This window comes from Streptomyces sp. R21, from assembly GCF_041051975.1.
Classification (GTDB): domain Bacteria; phylum Actinomycetota; class Actinomycetes; order Streptomycetales; family Streptomycetaceae; genus Streptomyces.
The window spans coordinates 1,321,861-1,339,207 of sequence record NZ_CP163435.1; the positions used below are offsets into that span (position 1 = coordinate 1,321,861).

At 70.1% G+C, this 17,347-nt stretch carries 17 protein-coding genes; 5 read left to right on the forward strand and 12 right to left on the reverse strand.

From position 1 onward, the window contains the following. Positions 1–5: 5 nt before the first annotated feature. From AB5J56_RS06135 to AB5J56_RS06155, 5 genes are all read right to left on the reverse strand, one after another. Complete coding sequence (locus AB5J56_RS06135) at positions 6–1,238, reverse strand: cytochrome P450 (RefSeq protein WP_369230816.1); 1,233 nt, start codon at positions 1,236–1,238, stop codon at positions 6–8. A 52-nt stretch (positions 1,239–1,290) separates the two neighbouring features. Next, positions 1,291–1,485, reverse strand: coding sequence for a ferredoxin (locus tag AB5J56_RS06140; protein WP_369230818.1), 195 nt, complete (start codon positions 1,483–1,485; stop codon positions 1,291–1,293). A gap of 17 nt (positions 1,486–1,502) precedes the next feature. Beyond that, positions 1,503–2,708: an NAD(P)/FAD-dependent oxidoreductase gene (locus AB5J56_RS06145; protein WP_369230820.1), complete on the reverse strand. Its 1,206-nt coding sequence runs from the start codon at positions 2,706–2,708 to the stop codon at positions 1,503–1,505. A 60-nt stretch (positions 2,709–2,768) separates the two neighbouring features. Further along, complete coding sequence (locus AB5J56_RS06150; RefSeq protein WP_369230822.1) at positions 2,769–3,509, reverse strand: SDR family NAD(P)-dependent oxidoreductase; 741 nt, start codon at positions 3,507–3,509, stop codon at positions 2,769–2,771. 62 nt (positions 3,510–3,571) lie between these two features. Continuing rightward, positions 3,572–3,964: a carboxymuconolactone decarboxylase family protein gene (locus AB5J56_RS06155; RefSeq protein ID WP_369230823.1), complete on the reverse strand. Its 393-nt coding sequence runs from the start codon at positions 3,962–3,964 to the stop codon at positions 3,572–3,574. Between the two features lie 179 nt (positions 3,965–4,143). Here AB5J56_RS06155 and AB5J56_RS06160 point away from each other — a divergent pair, with 179 nt between their 5' ends. Then, entirely contained in the window at positions 4,144–5,778 is a 1,635-nt protein-coding gene (locus AB5J56_RS06160) for a flavin-containing monooxygenase (protein WP_369230825.1), read from the forward strand. A gap of 63 nt (positions 5,779–5,841) precedes the next feature. Here the strand turns inward: AB5J56_RS06160 and AB5J56_RS06165 are convergent, their stop codons facing one another. Beyond that, on the reverse strand, positions 5,842–6,237 hold the full coding sequence (locus AB5J56_RS06165; protein ID WP_369230827.1) for a nuclear transport factor 2 family protein: 396 nt from the start codon (positions 6,235–6,237) through the stop codon (positions 5,842–5,844). Between the two features lie 24 nt (positions 6,238–6,261). Continuing rightward, on the reverse strand, positions 6,262–6,660 hold the full coding sequence (locus AB5J56_RS06170; protein WP_369230829.1) for a nuclear transport factor 2 family protein: 399 nt from the start codon (positions 6,658–6,660) through the stop codon (positions 6,262–6,264). 163 nt (positions 6,661–6,823) lie between these two features. Between AB5J56_RS06170 and AB5J56_RS06175 the strand changes: the two genes are divergently transcribed. Beyond that, a complete protein-coding gene (locus AB5J56_RS06175; RefSeq protein ID WP_369230831.1) occupies positions 6,824–7,870 on the forward strand; it encodes a cyclase family protein in 1,047 nt (348 codons plus the stop codon). Between the two features lie 134 nt (positions 7,871–8,004). Here AB5J56_RS06175 and AB5J56_RS06180 read toward each other — a convergent pair whose 3' ends face one another. Further along, positions 8,005–10,005: a pyruvate dehydrogenase complex E1 component subunit beta gene (locus AB5J56_RS06180; RefSeq protein WP_369230833.1), complete on the reverse strand. Its 2,001-nt coding sequence runs from the start codon at positions 10,003–10,005 to the stop codon at positions 8,005–8,007. Positions 10,006–10,113: 108 nt separating this feature from the next. On the opposite strand from AB5J56_RS06180, the gene AB5J56_RS06185 reads away from it, so the two are divergent. Continuing rightward, a complete protein-coding gene (locus tag AB5J56_RS06185) occupies positions 10,114–10,821 on the forward strand; it encodes a TetR/AcrR family transcriptional regulator (RefSeq protein WP_369230835.1) in 708 nt (235 codons plus the stop codon). A gap of 40 nt (positions 10,822–10,861) precedes the next feature. Here AB5J56_RS06185 and AB5J56_RS06190 read toward each other — a convergent pair whose 3' ends face one another. The 3 genes from AB5J56_RS06190 to AB5J56_RS06200 all read right to left on the reverse strand — a co-directional run bounded on the left by AB5J56_RS06190 (position 10,862) and on the right by AB5J56_RS06200 (position 13,963). Then, entirely contained in the window at positions 10,862–12,016 is a 1,155-nt protein-coding gene (locus AB5J56_RS06190; RefSeq protein ID WP_369230837.1) for an acyl-CoA dehydrogenase family protein, read from the reverse strand. A 1-nt stretch (position 12,017) separates the two neighbouring features. Further along, the gene (locus AB5J56_RS06195) at positions 12,018–13,076 is read right to left on the reverse strand and encodes an alcohol dehydrogenase catalytic domain-containing protein (RefSeq protein WP_369242376.1); all 1,059 of its coding nucleotides are present in this window, start codon (positions 13,074–13,076) and stop codon (positions 12,018–12,020) included. 98 nt (positions 13,077–13,174) lie between these two features. After that, positions 13,175–13,963 carry an enoyl-CoA hydratase/isomerase family protein gene (locus AB5J56_RS06200; RefSeq protein WP_369230839.1) on the reverse strand — a complete coding sequence of 263 codons (789 nt, stop codon included), beginning with the start codon at positions 13,961–13,963 and terminating at the stop codon, positions 13,175–13,177. Positions 13,964–14,135: 172 nt separating this feature from the next. On the opposite strand from AB5J56_RS06200, the gene AB5J56_RS06205 reads away from it, so the two are divergent. Both AB5J56_RS06205 and AB5J56_RS06210 read left to right on the forward strand, forming a co-directional pair. Further along, complete coding sequence (locus AB5J56_RS06205; protein ID WP_369230841.1) at positions 14,136–15,668, forward strand: long-chain fatty acid--CoA ligase; 1,533 nt, start codon at positions 14,136–14,138, stop codon at positions 15,666–15,668. Positions 15,669–15,671: 3 nt separating this feature from the next. Further along, positions 15,672–16,442: an SDR family NAD(P)-dependent oxidoreductase gene (locus tag AB5J56_RS06210; protein ID WP_369230843.1), complete on the forward strand. Its 771-nt coding sequence runs from the start codon at positions 15,672–15,674 to the stop codon at positions 16,440–16,442. Between the two features lie 75 nt (positions 16,443–16,517). Here the strand turns inward: AB5J56_RS06210 and AB5J56_RS06215 are convergent, their stop codons facing one another. Then, entirely contained in the window at positions 16,518–17,318 is an 801-nt protein-coding gene (locus AB5J56_RS06215) for an IclR family transcriptional regulator (RefSeq protein WP_369230845.1), read from the reverse strand. Between the last annotated feature and the right edge of the window lie 29 nt (positions 17,319–17,347).

Consider the following 17,347-nt stretch of genomic DNA (forward strand, 5'->3'; position numbering starts at 1 on the left):
GCCGGCTACCAGGTGACCGGCAGCTCGGCGATGCCGAATGCCAGCGCGTCGGCCGGACGGAACGCGAGTTCGTCGCGGTCGACGGCGAGGCGGAGGGTCGGGACGCGCCGGTAGAGGGTGCCGTAGACGACCTGGAGCTCGATACGAGCGAGCTGCTGGCCCAGGCACTGGTGGATGCCCCAGCCGAAGGCGTGGTGGTGGGTCGCCTTGCGGGTGAGGTCGAGCTTCTCGGGCTCGGGGAACGCCGTGGGGTCCCAGTTGCCGGCAGGCAGCGGGACGACGATGCCGTCCCCCGCCTTGATCTGCACGCCCTCGAACTCGAAGTCCTCGCGAGCGATCCGCCGCTGCCCGAACTGGGCGACGGTCAGATAGCGCAGGATCTCCTCCACCGCGGGCGCGACGGCCTTCGTGTCGTCGATCTCGCGCAGCGCCGACAGCTGGTCGGGGTTCTCCAGCAGCAGGGCGGTACCCACCGTGATCATGGTCGCGCTGGTCTCGTGACCGGCGATCAGCAGGATCATGGCGAGCAGGGTGGCCTCGGGGAGGGTGAGGTCACCGTCCTTGACCCGGGCGGCGAAGTCGGAGAGCACATCGTCTCCGGGCGTCTCCATCTTGACCCGGATCAGCTGGGCCAGGTAGCCGCCGAGGGCCTCGCTCGCCCGCCGGTCGTCCTCCGCCGTCTTGTCGCTCCGGGTGGCGAAGGAGGCGTGTTCCTGGAAGAAGTCGTGGTCCTCGTACGGCACGCCGAGCAGCGCGCAGATCATCAGCGAGGGCAGCGGCAGGGCGAGCGCGGTCACCAGGTCCGTCGGGTTCGGGCCGGCCAGCATCTTGTCGATCAGCTCGTCGGTGAACTGCTGGATCTTCGGCCGCAGCGTCTCCATCCGAGGACGGGTGAAGGGCCGGGTCATCATGCGGCGGATGCGCGTGTGGTCGGCGCCGTCCGCGTTGAAGATCGTGAGCGGGTGGTGCTGGACGTTCTCCGCCATGGCCTGGTTCGGGAGCGGGAACCCGGGCTGTTTGTCGTCCGAACTCACCCGGGGGTCGGACAGGATGGCGCGCTGCGCGGCATGGCCGGTGACGAGCCACGGGGTGCTGCCGTCCCAGATCCGGCCCCGGGTGATCGGGGCCTTCTCGTTCAGGGCGCGCAGTCCCGGCGCCGGGGCGAAGGGGCACTTGGGGTCCCGGTCGTCCTGGTAGTAGTAGACCTGCTCGTCGGGGGCGAGCTGCGTCTCGGCCATGGTTTCCTCCAGTGATAGGGGGTGTGGGGGGAACGGCGGAAGCTGGGGAGTGCTATTCCTCGATGCGGATGGCCAGCGCCGGGCACACCGCGGCGGCGTTGCGGACGTCGTCGGCCACCTCCGCGGGCGGGTTCTCGTCGAGGACGATGACGATGCCGTCCTCCTCGCGCTGGTCGAACACGTCCAGGGCGGCCGACACGCACTGTCCGGCGGCGACGCACTTGTCCTCGTCGACGACAACCTTCATGGGAGTTCTCCGATCGTTCAGTGAGTGGGGGTGGGAGCCTGCAGCCCGTCGACGACCGACTGGCGCAGAAGGCGGGCCTGCTTGGGCATGTTCCAGCCGAGAACACCGGTGACCCGGCCCTCGCTGCGGTATCGGGCGACGAAGCGACGGGCCGTCAGGTCGCCCTCGACGACGTCCACTTCGGCGTCCACGGGCAGGAAGCCGTGCACCTGGAGCTTGGCGTCGTACTGGTCAGTCCAGAAATACGGAACCGGCGTGTACGGCCGGCCGTCGCCGAGGATGTCGGCGGCGACCGCCATGGCCTGCTCGGTGGCGTTGGTCCGGTTCTCCAGGCGGAGGAGCCGGCCCAGGTGCTCGTGGTGCCAGCGGGCCACGTCGCCCACGGCGTAGATGCCCTCCCCGGCACGGCAACGGGAGTCGCAGACCACTCCGTTGTCGAGTTCGAGGCCGCTGTCCGCCAGCCACTCGGTGGCCGGGACGGCACCGATGGCGACGACCACGACGTCGGCCGGCAGCTCCTGGCCCGTGAGCAGCCGTACGCCCGTGACCCGGCCCGCCTCGGAGGTGAACCCCTCGACGCCGGTGCCCAGCCTCAGCCGTACGCCTCGCTCGCTGTGCAGTTCGCCGAGCACTCCCGACACCAGCGGGCCCACCTGGAGGGCCATCGGTGCCTCGAGCGGACCGGTGAGGGTGACGTCGAGGCCGAGGGTGCGGGCGGTGGCCGCGATCTCGGAACCGAGGACGCCCTCTCCGACGACCACGACGCGGGTGGCGCCGAGCAGTTCCCCCCGCAGGGTGAGGGAGTCGTCGAGGGTGCGCAGGACGTGCACGCCGGTCAGGCCCTCGTGGCCGGGCAGGGCGCGTGGCCGTACGCCCGTGGCGATCACGATCGCGTCGGCCCGCAGCTCGCGCCCGGACCCGGTGCGTACCGTGCGGGTCGCGGGGTCCAGGGAGACGGCCGGGTCGCCGAGGACGAACTCGGCGTCCAGGCCGTCGAGCACGTCCTGCGCGCGCAGGGCGGCACGGTCCGGCTCCCAGGCTCCGGAGAGCACCTGCTTGGACAGCGGCGGGCGGTCGTAAGGGGCGTGCGGTTCGTCGCCGAGCACCGTGATCCGGCCCTCGTAGCCCTTGCGGCGCAGGGCCTCTACGGTGGTCAGTCCGGACGCGGAGGCTCCCACGACCAGGACGTGGGCGGGGGCCGTGGCGTCGTCCTCGATGCTCATGCGTGGCTCCAGTGCAGAGTTCGTGCGGTGTGCGGTGTGCGGTGCGGAAGAGAGGGCCGGTCAGTACACGTAGCGCCCGCCGTTGACGCCGAACGTCTGGCCGGTCACATAGCCCGCCTCCTCCGAGGCGAGGTAGGCCACCGCGTGCGCCACGTCCTCGGGCGTGCCGGCCCGTTTCATCGGCATCGTGGCCGCGGCCGCCTCCACGTCGATGGGGCCCTGGCGCACCAGCGGGGTGTCGATGAAGCCCGGCGGGACGTGGTTGACCGTGATGCCCTTCTCGATGTACTCGACCGCCAGTGCCCTGGTGAGGGCGATGACGCCGCCCTTGGAGGAGGCGTAGTGGGCCATGGCCGGGGCGCCGGTCTGGGCGGAGGACGAGGAGATGTTGATGATCCGGCCCCAGCTCGCGTCGACCATGTCGGGGATCAGCTGCCGGGTGACCAGGAAGGGGCCTTTGAGGTTGATCCCGATCATGCGGTCCCAGGACGCCTCACTGATGTTGGTGAAGGGTTCGTAGGCGGTCGTCCCGGCGTTGTTGACCAGGATCGTGACCGGCCCGAACTCCTCGCGTGTGCGCGCGGCGGACCGGGCCACGGCGGCGGCATCGGCGGCGTCACCGCCCACCGCGAGGGCTCTGCCGCCCGCCGCCTGGATCTCGGCGACGGTCTTCTCGGCGCCCTCGGTGTTCAGGTCCCAGACCGCCACGGCGGCCCCCTTGGCCGCGAGCACGGTCGCGATCCCGCGTCCGATTCCCCGCGCGCCGCCGGTGACGACCGCGACCTTTCCCTGCAGTGACATGTGTACTCCTCGGCTCTTTCGATGTGGGGTGGCGGCGGCTGACGCCCCGGCCGGCGGCCGTGTCAGCCCTCCAGCGCCTCGCGTGCAGCGGTGCGCGCGGCGACCGCCCGGGGGAACCCGGTGTAGCCGCTGGAGTGGTAGATGACCTCGGCGATCTCGTCCTCGGTCAGCCCGTTCGTCAGCGCGATGCGGACGTGGGTCTTCAGCTCGGTCTCCGCCCCCAGGGCGATGAGGATGCCGAGCGTGACCAGGCTGCGATCGCGCGGGGCGAGGCCCGCACGCCCCCACAGCGCCCCCCAGACACTGGTGAGGCCGATGTCGACGAGTTCTTCCCCGAGGCGACCGTCCCGCAGGTCGACTTCCTCCTCGGGAAACACGCCCGGCAGGGCGGCCCGCATGGCCTTCCAGCCCGCGGCCCGCAGATCGGTGGCTTCTTCGACGGTCTTGTCACTCATGACTGACTCCCGTTGCGCGGCTTCGCGTCCCTCAGCGAAAGTTAGACCAGACGGTCGGTACAATCAATCTCCAGGGCGGGATTCACATCCATTGAAGGAATCCGACCCCTCCTCTACTCTCAGCCTCATTATTCGACTGACCGGTCGAAACATCAATCCAGGCTCACGCGGGAGAGCACATGAGCGAAACCACGAAGACGGACCCGGCGGACCAGGGCCTCGTTGACGTACTGGTCATCGGAGCCGGCGTCACCGGCATCTACCAGCTGTACCGGGCCCAGGAGGCCGGGTTCTCGGTGAAGCTGCTCGAAGCGGGCAGCGGCGTGGGCGGCACCTGGTACTGGAATCGCTACCCGGAGGCGCGCTTCGACTCCGAGAGCTACACCTACGGCTACCTGTTCTCCAAGGAGCTGTGGGAGGAGTGGGAGTGGTCGGAGCGCTTCGCCGGCCAGCCGGAGATCGAGCGCTACTTCAACCACGTGGTCGACCGGTTCGACCTGCGGCGCCACATCTCGTTCGGCGCGAAGGTGGCCTCGGCGGTCTGGGACGAGACGACCGGCACCTGGACCGTGCGCACCACAGCCGGCACCGAGGTCCGGGCACGGTTCGTCGTCGCGGCGACCGGCAACCTCTCGGTGCCCTTCATCCCGGGCATCCCGGGCCGCGAGGACTTCCGCGGCGAGCAGCACCACACCTCCCGCTGGCCGAAGACCCCCGTCGACTTCACCGGTAAGCGGGTGGCCCAGATCGGCACCGGCTCCAGCGGTGTGCAGATCATCTCCGCGATCGCGGACGACGTGGACCGGCTGACGGTCTTCCAGAAGGACGCCGACTGGCTCACGCCGCTCAACAACGGGCCGATCACGCCCGCGGAACAGGCGGAGCTCAAGGCGAACTTCGAGTCCATCCGCGAGACGCTGAACACCTCGCCGAGCGGGTTCCTCCACCAGATCGTCATGCGCTCGGGCCTCGAGGACAGCCCGGAGGAACGCCAGGCCTTCTACGAGGAGCGGTGGAACGGCCCCGGCTTCACGAAGCTGACCGAGCACTACATGGACATGCTGTCGAACGAGACCGTGAACGCCGAGTGGTGCGCGTTCATGGCCGAGAAGATCCGCTGCATCGTCAAGGACCCGGCGACGGCGGACAAGTTGATCCCCAAGGCCCATGGCTACGGCGGGCGGCGGCCCCCCTTCGGGACCGGCTACTACGAGACGTACAACAAGCCGAACGTCTCGCTCGTCGACATCAACGAGACGCCGATCAGCCGCATCACCGAGGACGGGATCGAAACCCCCGCGGGTGCCGAGGAGTTCGACATCATCATCTGGGCGACCGGCTACGACTTCGGTACCGGCGCCCTCAACAGGCTCGGCGTGCGGGGGCGCCAGGGTCTCCCGCTGAAGGAGTACTGGTCGGACGGCCCGCGCACCTACCTCGGGGTGGCGACGGCCGGCTTCCCGAACTTCTTCTTCCCCGGCGGTCCGCACGGCGCGACGGGCAACAACCCGCGGTACGCCGGCGACCAGGTGGAGATCGTCACCGACGCGATCGTCCACGCGCGCGCGGGCGGTTACGACACCGTCGAGGTGTCCGAGGCCGCCGAGACGGAGTGGACGGACAGCATGAACAACAGCAAGATGTCCTCCTTCCTCGAGAGCAGCTACTTCTACGGCGGCAACATCCCCGGCAAGCCGGTCAAGCAGCTGCTGAACCCGACGGGCCGGTGGGCGCTCCAGGAGGCGATCGGCGCCATCAAACAGAACGAGTACGCGACGTTCGTCTTCGCCAAGGCCGAGGCCCCCCACGCCTGAACGCGCGGACGCCCGAGCCGCCCTGGACGTGGGCGGCACGGGCGTCGGTGCTCGGGCGGGGCGCTACGGCTGGAAGGACGTGACCCGCTTACGGAACTTCCATGCGCCGTCCACGCGGACCAGCGTGTCCTCGTAGCTCCCGACGAGCTGTACGGCCCAGCCCTCCTCGCCGCGCGCGAAGAAGACCAGGCTGCTGCTGGCCGTCACCTCGTCGCCAGGCGGCGAGGTGAGGAGGGTGTTGCCGACGAGGTGCAGCTGCGGGGCCTGCGGGACGAAGGCCCCGAAGGCCTTGCCGATCGCCTCCCGGCCCTCGAAGGTGCCCTGCCCGACGATCTCGGCGACGCCGTCCTCGGTGAACAGCCCGGGGATCTCCTCGCTGCGGCCCGCGTCGAGGGCGTGGGTGTAGGCGGCGATGGCGTTCTGTACGCCGGCCAGTGCTTCTTCGGCGGTTACGGTCATCGTTTCTCTCCTGAGGGGGTTGGATCAGGCCTGGAAGGTCGTCACGCGCCGCTGGAGCAGCCAGGTGCCGTCGACCCGGCGGAATCTGTCGTCGTAGTGCCCCACGACCTGCACCGTCCAGCCCGAGTCGCCGCGGTGGAAGAAGGCGACATCGCTCGCCGCCGTCGCCTCGTCGGGCCCGGAGGAGGTGACGACCGTGTTGCCCACCATGTGCAGTTGGGGCTGCGTGGGCTCCCACCCCTTGAAGGCGGCGCGCAGCGCGTCGTGCCCCTGGAGGGGTTCCATGCCCGGAAGTTCCAGGATCGCGTCGGGGGTGTACAGCGCGACGATGTCGTCGGTGCGGCCGGCGTCCTGGGCCTGGGTGTGCGCCCCGATCACGGCACGCACGCCCGCCGCGACCCACGCCTGTGTGGATTCGCTCATCACTTCTCCAAGAGGTAGACGTTTCGACCGCACAGTCTATTACTCACTCTCAAGCAATAAGAAGACCCGTACCGAAACGAACAGGCTTGTTGACCGAACGGTACATTCGAAATAGCATGCGGGCGACTGTCGACGGGGACTGTCGCCTAAGGAGGCGTTTATCGTGACGAAGCGTTGGAAGCAGCGGCCGCCTGGTTCGACGTGGGGGGATTTCGGTGAGGACGACGAGCTGGGGCGCATCAACCTGCTCACCCCAGAGAAGGTCCTGCAGGGCGTCCGGGAGGTCGAGCACGGGATCAGCTTCAGCCTGAGCCTGCCGCTGGACTATCCGGGCGGCACGTCGCTGAACCAGCGCCGCTACCCGCCGATCCTGCGCCCCACCGAGGACCTCCAGCACAAGCAGGACGTCTTCTACAACATCAAGGCCAGCGAGCACTTCTCGCCCGACCTGATCGACGTGTGGTCGGACGACGTGGTCACCCTGTGGCTGCAGTACTCCACCCAGTGGGACGCCCTCGCCCACCAGGGCGCCGAGTTCGACGCCGACGGAGACGGGGTCGCCGAGCCGGTCTACTACAACGGCTACCGGGCGGACACTGACCTCGTCGGCCCCGCCGAGGACGCCAAGGGCGACGGCAGCGGAAGCCTGAGCTTCGCCCGTCACCTCGGCCTGGAGCACATGGCGCAGCACGGGGTGCAGGGCCGTGGCGTGCTCATCGACATCGCCCACCACCTGGGAACCGGCTACCAGCCGGTCAACTTCCAGCAGCTCCAGGAGATCATGGCGGCCGACAACGTCGTGGTCGAGCCCGGCGACATCCTCCTGCTGCACACGGGCTTCGCCACCCAGGTCCTCGCCTGGGAGAAGAACCCCGACCCGGTCGCCATCCACCAGACAGCGGCCTACCTCGACGCGGACGACCCGAAGCTGCTCGAATGGGTCGCCGAGTCGCAGATCTCCGCGATCGCCTCGGACAACTACGCGATCGAGGGCGTGGGCGTCACCCAGGCCCAGGGCCCGCACACGCTGCTCCCGCTCCATCACCTGTGCCTGTTCAAGCTGGGTGTGCCGATGGGTGAGCTGTGGTACCTCAACGACCTGGCCGCCTGGCTGCGCGAGCACAGCCGCAGCCGCTTCCTGCTCACCGCTCCCCCGCTGAACCTGCCCGGCACCCAGGGCAGTCCGCTCACTCCGGTCGCGACCGTCTGACGCGGCGGCGACCGGCATCCGCCGCTGGTCACGGCCGGTCCTGCCGATATGGCCGGGCCGGCGGCGGATGACAGAAAGGGGATGGCCCCGGGACTCGATCCCGGGGCCATCCCCTTTGCCGTGCGTACGCCGGTTCACACCGCCGCGATCCGCCGCAGTGTGTCGGCGATGGTGTCGCGCGAGGGCAGCCACAGCCGTTCCAGCGACGGGGCGTACGGAGCGGGCATCGCCGGCGCCGCGACCCGGGTGACCGGCGCGTCCAGGTGCCAGAAGCCCTCGTCGACGGCGAGGGCGGCCAGTTCGGCGCCGACGCCGAAGTCCCGTACCGCCTCGTGCGCGATGACCAGACGGTTGGTCTTGGCGAGGGAGGCGAGCACCGTCTCCCGGTCCAGGGGGGCGATCGTACGCAGGTCGACCACCTCCACACCGACGCCCTCCGCGGCGAGCAACTCCGCGGCGGCCAGGGCGTCCTGGACCATCCGCGACCAGGAGACGAGCGTGATGTCGGTGCCCTCGCGGACGACCTTGGCCTTGCCCAGCGGGATCATGTGGTCCACCGGCGGCTTCGGGCCCTTGAGGCCGTACTGCAGCCGGTTCTCGATGAAGACGACCGGGTTGGGGTCCTGGATGGCCGCCCTCAACAGGCCATAGGTGTCGGCCGGGTTGGACGGCATCACCACGGTCAGCCCGGGGATGTGCGCGAGCATCGCCTCCAGGCTCTGCGAGTGCTGGCTGCCCGAGGAACGTCCGGCGCCGAACTGGGTACGCACCACCAGCGGCATCGAGGCCCGGCCGCCGGTCATGAAGCGCAGTTTGGCGGCCTGGTTGAGCAGCATGTCCAGGGCGACGCCGATGAAGTCCATGTACATGATCTCGACGACCGGTTTCATGCCGGCCATCGCCGCCCCCACGGCCGTACCGAGGATCGCGCTCTCGCTGATCGGCGTGTCACGGACCCGGCCCGGGAACGCCTGGGCCAGACCCCGGGTGAGCCCGAAGACATTGCCGCCCGCACCGACGTCGATACCGGCGACGAACACGGTGGGATCGGCGGCGAGTTCATGCTCCAGCGCGAGCCTGACGGCGTCCATGGAGCGGAAGATCTCGCCGCCGACGGCCGGGGCGGCCGGCTCCGGCAGGACGGGGCGGGGCGCCGAGACGAAGTCGTACAGGCTCTCGGCGACGGGCTCGGGCAGGCTCCTGGCCCACTGCACGGCCGACTCGATCTCCTTGTCGATCTCCTCGTCGACCGCGTCGACCTCCGCGGCCGGCACTCCGGCGGCCGCCAGGTACCGGCGCGCCACCAGCAGCGGGTCGCGCTCCTTGGCCGCGGCGACCTCCTCGGCACTGCGGTAGCGCTCGGGGTCGCCCTCGTAGTGGCCGTGCCAGCGGTAGGTCTCCGCCTCGACGAGGACCGGCCCGCCACCGGCGCGCAGCCGCGCCACCACGTCGGTCATCATCCCCGCCACCGCGAGCACGTCGTTGCCGTCGACGTGTGCGTACCCGATCCCGTAACCCGCCGCGCGGGCCGACAAGGCGGCCCGGTGCTGCTCGGCGGCGGGCGAGAACTCCGAGTAGTGGTTGTTCTCGCACAGGAACACCACCGGCAGGTCCCATACGGCGGCCAGGTTCACGGCCTCGTGGAACATGCCCTGGGCGACCGCGCCGTCCCCGAAGAACGCCACCACCACGTCACCGGACTCGCGCAGCTTGGCCGCCGTCGCCACCCCGGCGGCTATGGGGAGCCCGGCGCCGACGATGCCGTTGGCGCCGTAGATCCCGATACCGGGGTCGGCGATGTGCATCGAGCCGCCGCGTCCATGGCACGTCCCGGCCTCCTTGCCCATCAGCTCGGCCATCATGGGCGCCGAGTCCAGACCCTTGGCCAGCACGTGGCCATGGCCGCGGTGGGTGGAGGTGATGCCGTCCCGCGGGCCGAGGGGCCAGCAGGCGCCCACGGCACTGGCCTCCTGACCGATCGACAGATGGAGGAAGCCGGGAATCTCCGTCGCCTTGTACAGGTCGGACGCCCGCTCCTCGAAACGCCGGATACGGCGCATCCGCCGGTACATCTCCAGGAGCTGATCCGCGTGCGTGGTTCCTGTCGTGGTCTGCTGTGGTGCCTCGGTCGTCATGCGCGTCCTCGCATTGCTCGCGTGGCGGCACGCGACCGCACCGCCTGACTCCTACTTTTAATGTACCGTTCGGTCTATCAAACTGTTCGTCGGCCGGGGAGAGACGAAATGCCCAGACCACCGGGCCACGGGCCGGACTACGAGGTGCGGCGGCAGAAGATCATCGACACGGCCGCCGAGCTGTTCGCCCGCCAGGGCTACGCGGCGACCTCCGTCAACGACCTGGGCCGTGCGGTGGGGCTCGCCAAGGGAGCGCTGTACTACTACATCGGCTCCAAGGAGAACCTGCTGATCGAGATCCAGTCCCGGGTGATGTCCCCGCTGCTGTCCCGGGCCCGGGAGATCGCGACCCTCGACGCGGATCCGCTGGTGCGGCTGCGCCTGCTGTCGGAGTCGCTGCTGACGATCATCCTGCGCAGGCTCGACCACATCTGGGTCTACGAGCACGACTACCGCAGTCTCACCGGCGACTACCTGCACACACTGCTCGGCCAGCGCGCCGAGTTCGAACGGCTGGTCAGAGGACTGCTCACGGAGGCCGTCGGACAGGGCCGCTTCCGTACGATGCCGCCGCGACTGGCCACCCTGCAGTTCCTGAACCTGCACAACCACACCTACCAGTGGGTGAAGCCGGACGGCCGCTGGGACGCGGCCCAGTTGTCGCGTGAGTACTGCGGCACCCTGCTGCGCGGTTTCGGCGCGCCGGGCGCCACCCTGCCGGACGTGGAGGAGAAGGCGGACGCGTTCAAGCGCGACCGCCCCGATCTGCCGCTCGACCCCGAAGCCGAGTGGCAGTCGGCCGAGGTCACCGGCTGACCTAGGGGCCCGCGGCGCACACCGCGGGCCCCTTCGCCTCTCATGCCTCCTTCACCAGCGCCCGGGCGATGACATCGCGCTGGATCTCGTTCGTGCCCTCGCCGATCTCGAGGATCTTGGCGTCTGCGTAGAACCGCGAGATCTCCGACTCGCGGACGTAGCCGTAGCCGCCGTGGATCTGCAGCGCCTGGGAAGCGGCCCGGTTGGCGACCTCGGAGGTGTACAGCTTCGCCATTGCGGCTTCCTTGCTGTACGGGCGGCCCTGGTCGGCGAGCCAGGCGGCGCGATAGACCATCCAGCGGGCGGCCTCGAACTCGGTGCCGATGTCGGCGATCTTGTGCGCCACCGCCTGGAACGACGACAGCGGACGGCCGAACTGATGCCGCTCCGTGGCGTGTTTGACTGCCAGCGCGAGCGCGGCCTTGGCCAGGGACAGCCCCAGGGCGGCGACGCTGATACGGCCCTTGTCGAGGACGGAGAGGAACTGACGCAGCCCGCCCCCCTCGTCTCCGATGAGGTGGTCGTCGGAGATCCAGCAGTCGTCGAAGATCAACTCCCGGGTGTCCATGGCGTGCCAGCCGAGCTTCTTCAGCTTGGCCCCACAGGTGTAGCCGGGGGTGCCGGTCGGGACGTAGAAGGTGGCGAACCGTTTCCGCCCGTCCTCGTTCCTGCCGGTGGTGGCCAGCAGCGTGACGCCCTGGCTGATGTCGGTGCCGGCGTTGGTGATGAACATCTTGGTGCCGTTGATCACCCAACCGCCGTCGCGCCGCTGTGCCGTGGTGGTGATGCCCGCGGCGTCGGAACCGGCACCGGGCTCGGTCAGGCCGAACGCGCCGATGGCCTCGCCCCGGGCCAGCGGGGCCAGCCAGCGCCGCTTCTGCTCCTCGGTGCCATAGGCCAGCAGCGGGAGGGTGGCGATGGTGGAGTGCGCGTTCCAGGAGGAGGCCACCGACTGGTCGGCGGCGCCGAGTTCCTCCATGACGGCGACGTAGGAGACGGTGTCGGAACCCGCGCCCTCGTACTCCTCGGGCACGAGCATGCCCATCAGGCCGAGTTCGCCGAGCTTGGTGAAGACGTGCGTCGGGAACTCCTCCTTCTCCGACCACTCGGCCGCGTTGGGGATGATCTCCTTGGCGGCGAACTCGCGGACCATGTCCTGCAGGTCCCGGGTCTCCTCCGGCAGGTCGAAATCCATGTCACAGTCCCTTCGGGGTCAGCAGCACCTTCAGGTGCTTTGCGCGGTCGGCTGCCAGGTCCGCGAAGACCCCGGCTCCTTCCGAGAGCGAGAAACGTCCGGTGATCAGGGGCGAGGCGTCCAGGCGCCCGGTGCTCATCAGGTCGATCACCCGGGGGATGTCGAAGTTGTAGCCGAGCGTGCCGAGCACGGACCGCTCGTAGAAGACGAGTTGGCCCATGTCGAACTCGACGCTGCCGTGGCCGACACCGGCGAGCACGACCCGCCCGCCGCGCCGGACGGTGGCCACCGCCTGGGTCGCGAGCGCGGGGACGCCGGTCGCGTCGATGACGACGTCCGGGCCGATGCGGCCGGTCTTCAGGAACACCTCACGGCGTACGTCGGTCTCGCGCGGGTCGAAGGCCTCGGTGACACCGATGTCGAGGAGCTTCTCCCGGCGTTCCTTGAGGGGTTCGCTGACGTAGAGCCCGGCGGCGCCGGCGAGGCGGGCCGCGAGGACGACGGCGAAGCCGATAGGGCCGCCGCCGACGACCAGGACGTTGTCGCCTGGCCGGACACCGGCCCGGGTGACGGCGTGCAGGCCCACGGCGAGGGGTTCGGCGGCGGCCGCCATCTCGTCGCTGACGTTGTCGGGCAGCCGGGTGAGGCCCACGATCGGCACGGTGACGCGATCGGCGAAGGCGCCGGGCGAGGCGAGGCCCACCGAGCCGCTCTTCGGGCAGATGTGGTACTCGCCGCGCACGCACCAGAAACAGACACCGCACCGCCACACGGGGTCGGTGGTCACCCGGTCGCCGATCGCGACGCCGGGCACCGCCCTGCCCAACGCGACCACGGTGCCGCTCAGTTCGTGGCCGAGGGCGAAGGGCGGGCTGGCACCGGTGAGCGGGTGCGGATCGCTGCGGATCATGTGTGGGCCTTCGAGGAACTCATGCAGGTCGGTGCCGCATACGCCGGCCCAGGCGACCTCGACGACTGCCTCGTGCGGCTCGGGCTGTGGGGGGTCGGGGACCTCCTCCAGCCGTAGGTCGCGTGCGGCGTGCCAGCGCAGTGCCCTCATCTTCTCCACGCCCTTCTTGTGGGTTGTTGTTTTGCTGCGGCGCCGTCGTGGCTGGTCGCGCAGTTCCCCGCGCCCCTGATGGGGCGCTGCCGAACCGCCTACTTGTCTCGTTCGGGTCTCTCGAAGCGCGCCTTGCCCGGGCCGTGTTCGAGGAAGGACTGGATGCCGGTGGCGGCGTCCGTCGTGCCGAACACCCCTGTGAACAGGGAGCGTTCGAGTGCTAGCCCGGTGGACAGAGCCGAGTCGGCGCCATGGTCTATGGCCTCCTTGATCGCCTCCAGGGCCGCGGCGGGGCCCTCGGCGAGGCGACGGGCGTAGCGCAGGGCCGTGTCGTACACCTCGCCCGCGGGCACTACCTCGTCCACCAGTCCGAGGCGGAGCGCCTCCTCCGCGCCCACTCGGCGGCCGGTCATCAGGAGGTTCTTGGCGCGGGACGGGCCGATCAGGCGGGTCAGGCGCTGGGTGCCGCCCGAGCCGGGGATGATGCCGAGCTGTACCTCGGGCTGGCCGAGGACCGCGTCGTCGGCGGCCACCCGGTAGTCGGCGGCGAGGGCCAGTTCGAGGCCGCCGCCGAGTGCGTACCCGGTGATCGCCGCGACGACCGGCACGGGCAGCCGGGCGACCTCGTCGAAGGTCCGCTGCAGTGCCCGGTTCCAGCCCCGCACCTCTTCGGGGCCCATCACGGCCAGCGCCTTGACGTCCGCTCCGGCGGCGAACAGCCGCTCGCCGCCGTACAGCACCACGGCCCGCACCGCGCGGTCGTCCGCCAGCTCGCGTGCGGCGGCGGCCAGCTCGGCGCGCTGGGCGGTGTCGAAGGCGTTCATCGGCGGGTGTTCGAGTCGGACCGTGACGACGGGTCCGTCGGTGTCGAGGCGGATGCGAGGCAAGGGGCCCTCCTCGGTGTGGGGGTGGCATAGAGCCCGTCCGGATGGTTGTCGACCAGTGGGCTCCGTCGTAAAGTGCGGCTCAACGTTTTATAGACCAAGAGGTACACTAAATCTTGGTAGCGGGCAACCGACCGGTCGGGATAATCCCGGCCGCCGAGCCGGAAGAGTCGCCGTGCACAATTTCTCGAGCATCCTCGATTACCACCTGGCCCAACGGCCCGACGCTGTGGCCGTGACGCAGGAGGAGTGTCGTCTGACGGTGCGCGAACTCCATGAACGCGTGAACCGGCTGGCCGCCGGCCTGACAGAGCTGGGCGTCGGGCGCTGCGACGTCGTGGCCCTGCTCCTCTACAACCGGCCCGAGTTCCTGGAACTGGCCTATGCGGCGAGCCGCGTCGGGGCGGTCTTCCTCCCGCTGAACTACCGCCTGTCCGAGGAGGAGTGGGCGTACATCCTGGACAACGCCCAGGCGAAGGTGATCGTCACAGAGCCGGAGTTCGTACGCCCCACGGACCGCATGACCGAAAAGCTGACCCGCCTGGAGCACCGCGTCCTGGTGGACGGCCAGGCCCCGTCCGACCGGTGGACGGGCTACGAGGCCCTCCTCGACCGGCACCAGGGTGCCCGGGTGGAGCCGGTGGACGTCGCGGCGGACGACCTCCAGCGGCTGATGTACACCTCCGGCACCACCTCACGACCCAAGGGCGTGCGCATCACATACGGGAACGTGCAGGCCAAGAACCTGGCGCACATCGTCCACTTCGGCCTGACCGCGGCCGACACCACGCTGGTCTGCGGGCCGCTGTACCACGTGGGCGGACTGGACATGCCGGCCCTCGGGGTCCTGTACGCGGGCGGAAGCGTGGTGCTCCAGCGGAAGTTCGCCCCTGAGGGCGCCCTGCGCGCGATCCAGGATCACCGGGTGACGAATGCCTGGCTGGCCCCCGCGATGGTCAACGCGGTGCTGGAGGTCCCGGACCGGGAGTCGTACGACACCAGCTCGATGCGCTTCATCCTCGGCGGCGGCGAGAAGACCCCCGAGCCGGTCCTGCGGCGCATCATGAACGCCTTCCCCAACGCCTGGTTCGCCGACGCCTACGGGCTGACCGAGACCGTCTCGGGCGACACCTTCCTGGACCGCGAACACGCGCTGTCCAAACTGGGATCGGTCGGCCGTCCCGTGCCGCACACGCGCGTGCGGATCGTCGACGACACCGGCAAGGAGGTCCCCGCCGGCGAGCTGGGCGAGATCACCCTGCGCGGCCCGAAGGTCTTCGCGGGCTACTGGCGCGACGAGAAGGCCACCGCCGCCGCCCTCAAGGACGGCTGGTTCCACACGGGGGACATCGGCCATGTCGACCAGGACGGCTTCCTCTTCATCGACGACCGCAAGAAGGACATGATCGTCTCCGGCGGGGAGAACATCGCCACGCCCGAGGTCGAGCGGGTGCTGTACGAACACCCGGCCGTCCTGGAGGCCGCGGTGGTCGGCCTGACCCACCCCCGCTGGGGTGAAGTCCCGCGCGCCTTCGTGGTGTTCCGGCCCGGAGCGGGCGCGGGGCCGGACGAGCTGCGGGAGTTCTGCCTGGAGCGGCTGGCCAAGTTCAAGGTGCCGGTCCGCTTCGACGTCGTCGACGAACTTCCCCGCACACCCTCGGGCAAGGTCCTCAAGCGGACCCTGCGCGGCATCCCCGTGGAAGGCTGAGCCATGGCCGACGTCAACACCGACCTGCGCCTCGACGGCAGGACCGCCTGGGTGACCGGTGCGGGCAAGGGTCTTGGCCGGGCGGTCGCGGTCGCCCTGTCCCAGGCCGGGGCGGACTTGGCGGTGACCGCCCGTACCGCCGCGGACCTCGAGAGCCTGGAGGCCGAACTCGCCGGGCACGGCGGCAAGGTGCTGGTGCTGCCCGGCTCCGTCGCCGACTCCGACGCGGTCCGCGCGACGGTCGAGCGGATCACCGGGGCGACCGGGCGACTGGACGCCGTCGTCAACTGCGCGGGGATCAGCCCGCACTTCACCCGCAGCGAGTTCGTCACCGACGAGGACTTCCGGCGGGTGCTCGACATCAACCTCCAGGGCACCTTCCACTGCTGCCGCGAGGCCGGCAAGGTCATGCTCGCGCAGGGGTCCGGGTCGATCGTCAACGTCTCGTCGGTGCACGCGAGTACGGGCTTCGAGCGGATCGCCGCGTACGCCGCCAGCAAGGGCGGCGTCGAGGCGCTCACCAAGTCCCTCGCCGTCGAGTGGGCCGGCCGCGGCGTGCGGGTCAACGCCCTCGCGCCCGGCTACTTCCGTACGGACCTCAGCTCGGGTCTGCTGGACAGCCGCTGGGGCGAACGGGTCGTCGGCGGCACGCCCCTGGGCCGGGTGGGCAACGTCGAGGAACTGGGCGGCGCCGCGGTGTTCCTCGCCTCGGACGCCTCCCGCTTCGTGACGGGGACGACCGTCACCGTCGACGGTGGCTGGACGGCGTGGTGACCGCGCCGCGGGCAGCCGGCTGACGTGGCCGAAACCTCGGGAAGCCGCCCCGGCGAGAGCTGGGGCGGCTTCCCGCTACCCGACCACGGACGGCACATCCCGGGGGTACGACTGCGACGTGCCGAAGAGCTCCTCGGAGACGGCCCGCACCACGTTGACCACCAGCGGGGCCACCAGCTCCAGCGAGGAGCGGCCGTCCCCGACGACCGAGATCGCCCCGACCGGCCCCTCCGGCCCGCGCAGTGCGAGGCCGACGCAGCCGAGGTCGGGGAAGCACTCTCCCCGGTCGATCGCCAGCCCGTTGCGGCGGCGCACCAGGCCGAGTTCGCGGTGCAGTTGATCGAGGTGGCCGATGCTGTGGTGGGTGCGACGCTCGATCACCTGCGCGTACCGCGCGTCGATCTCCTCCGGGCTCAGCCAGGCGAGCATGGCCTTGCCGAGCCCCGTGCAGTGGGCGACCGCCCGGCCGCCGACCCGCGACGGGATGTCCACCGCCGCCCGGCCTCCCACCTTGTCCAGGTAGTAGATCTCGGGGCCGTCCAGCACGGCCAGGTGGACGACCATCCTGGTGCGCACGGCCAGATCCAGCAGGTGCGGTGCGGCGGCGGCCCGCAGCGCGCTGTGTTCGATCTCCCGGCCTCCCAGGCCGAGCGCCCGGGGTCCCAGCGTGTATCCGGCCACCGTGTGGCGCAGCCAGTCCAGCCGGACCAGCTGGTCGAGTATCCGGTGGGTGGTCGAACGGGGCAGATGTGTCCGGCGGGAGACTGTTTCGAGGGTCAGGTGGGTCTGTGGACTTTCGAAAAGGTCCATGATCAACGTCACGCGCTCCATCATCGACGGAGGCAGCGCGGCCCCGTCGACCTCGGGGGATCGCATGCTCAGGCGAAGGGCAGACGTCATCGTCG

What these genes read in the sequence shown, in the direction of transcription:
- AB5J56_RS06195 (WP_369242376.1), bottom strand. Translation starts at nt 13,076, where the DNA reads ATGAGGGCACTGCGCTGGCACGCCGCACGCGACCTACGGCTGGAGGAG.
- AB5J56_RS06210 (WP_369230843.1), top strand. Translation starts at nt 15,672, where the DNA reads ATGGCCGACGTCAACACCGACCTGCGCCTCGACGGCAGGACCGCCTGG.
- AB5J56_RS06215 (WP_369230845.1), bottom strand. Translation starts at nt 17,318, where the DNA reads ATGCGATCCCCCGAGGTCGACGGGGCCGCGCTGCCTCCGTCGATGATG.
- AB5J56_RS06165 (WP_369230827.1), bottom strand. Translation starts at nt 6,237, where the DNA reads ATGACCGTAACCGCCGAAGAAGCACTGGCCGGCGTACAGAACGCCATC.
- AB5J56_RS06190 (WP_369230837.1), bottom strand. Translation starts at nt 12,016, where the DNA reads ATGGATTTCGACCTGCCGGAGGAGACCCGGGACCTGCAGGACATGGTC.
- AB5J56_RS06145 (WP_369230820.1), bottom strand. Translation starts at nt 2,708, where the DNA reads ATGAGCATCGAGGACGACGCCACGGCCCCCGCCCACGTCCTGGTCGTG.
- AB5J56_RS06160 (WP_369230825.1), top strand. Translation starts at nt 4,144, where the DNA reads ATGAGCGAAACCACGAAGACGGACCCGGCGGACCAGGGCCTCGTTGAC.
- AB5J56_RS06135 (WP_369230816.1), bottom strand. Translation starts at nt 1,238, where the DNA reads ATGGCCGAGACGCAGCTCGCCCCCGACGAGCAGGTCTACTACTACCAG.
- AB5J56_RS06185 (WP_369230835.1), top strand. Translation starts at nt 10,114, where the DNA reads ATGCCCAGACCACCGGGCCACGGGCCGGACTACGAGGTGCGGCGGCAG.
- AB5J56_RS06150 (WP_369230822.1), bottom strand. Translation starts at nt 3,509, where the DNA reads ATGTCACTGCAGGGAAAGGTCGCGGTCGTCACCGGCGGCGCGCGGGGA.
- AB5J56_RS06180 (WP_369230833.1), bottom strand. Translation starts at nt 10,005, where the DNA reads ATGACGACCGAGGCACCACAGCAGACCACGACAGGAACCACGCACGCG.
- AB5J56_RS06140 (WP_369230818.1), bottom strand. Translation starts at nt 1,485, where the DNA reads ATGAAGGTTGTCGTCGACGAGGACAAGTGCGTCGCCGCCGGACAGTGC.
- AB5J56_RS06155 (WP_369230823.1), bottom strand. Translation starts at nt 3,964, where the DNA reads ATGAGTGACAAGACCGTCGAAGAAGCCACCGATCTGCGGGCCGCGGGC.
- AB5J56_RS06170 (WP_369230829.1), bottom strand. Translation starts at nt 6,660, where the DNA reads ATGAGCGAATCCACACAGGCGTGGGTCGCGGCGGGCGTGCGTGCCGTG.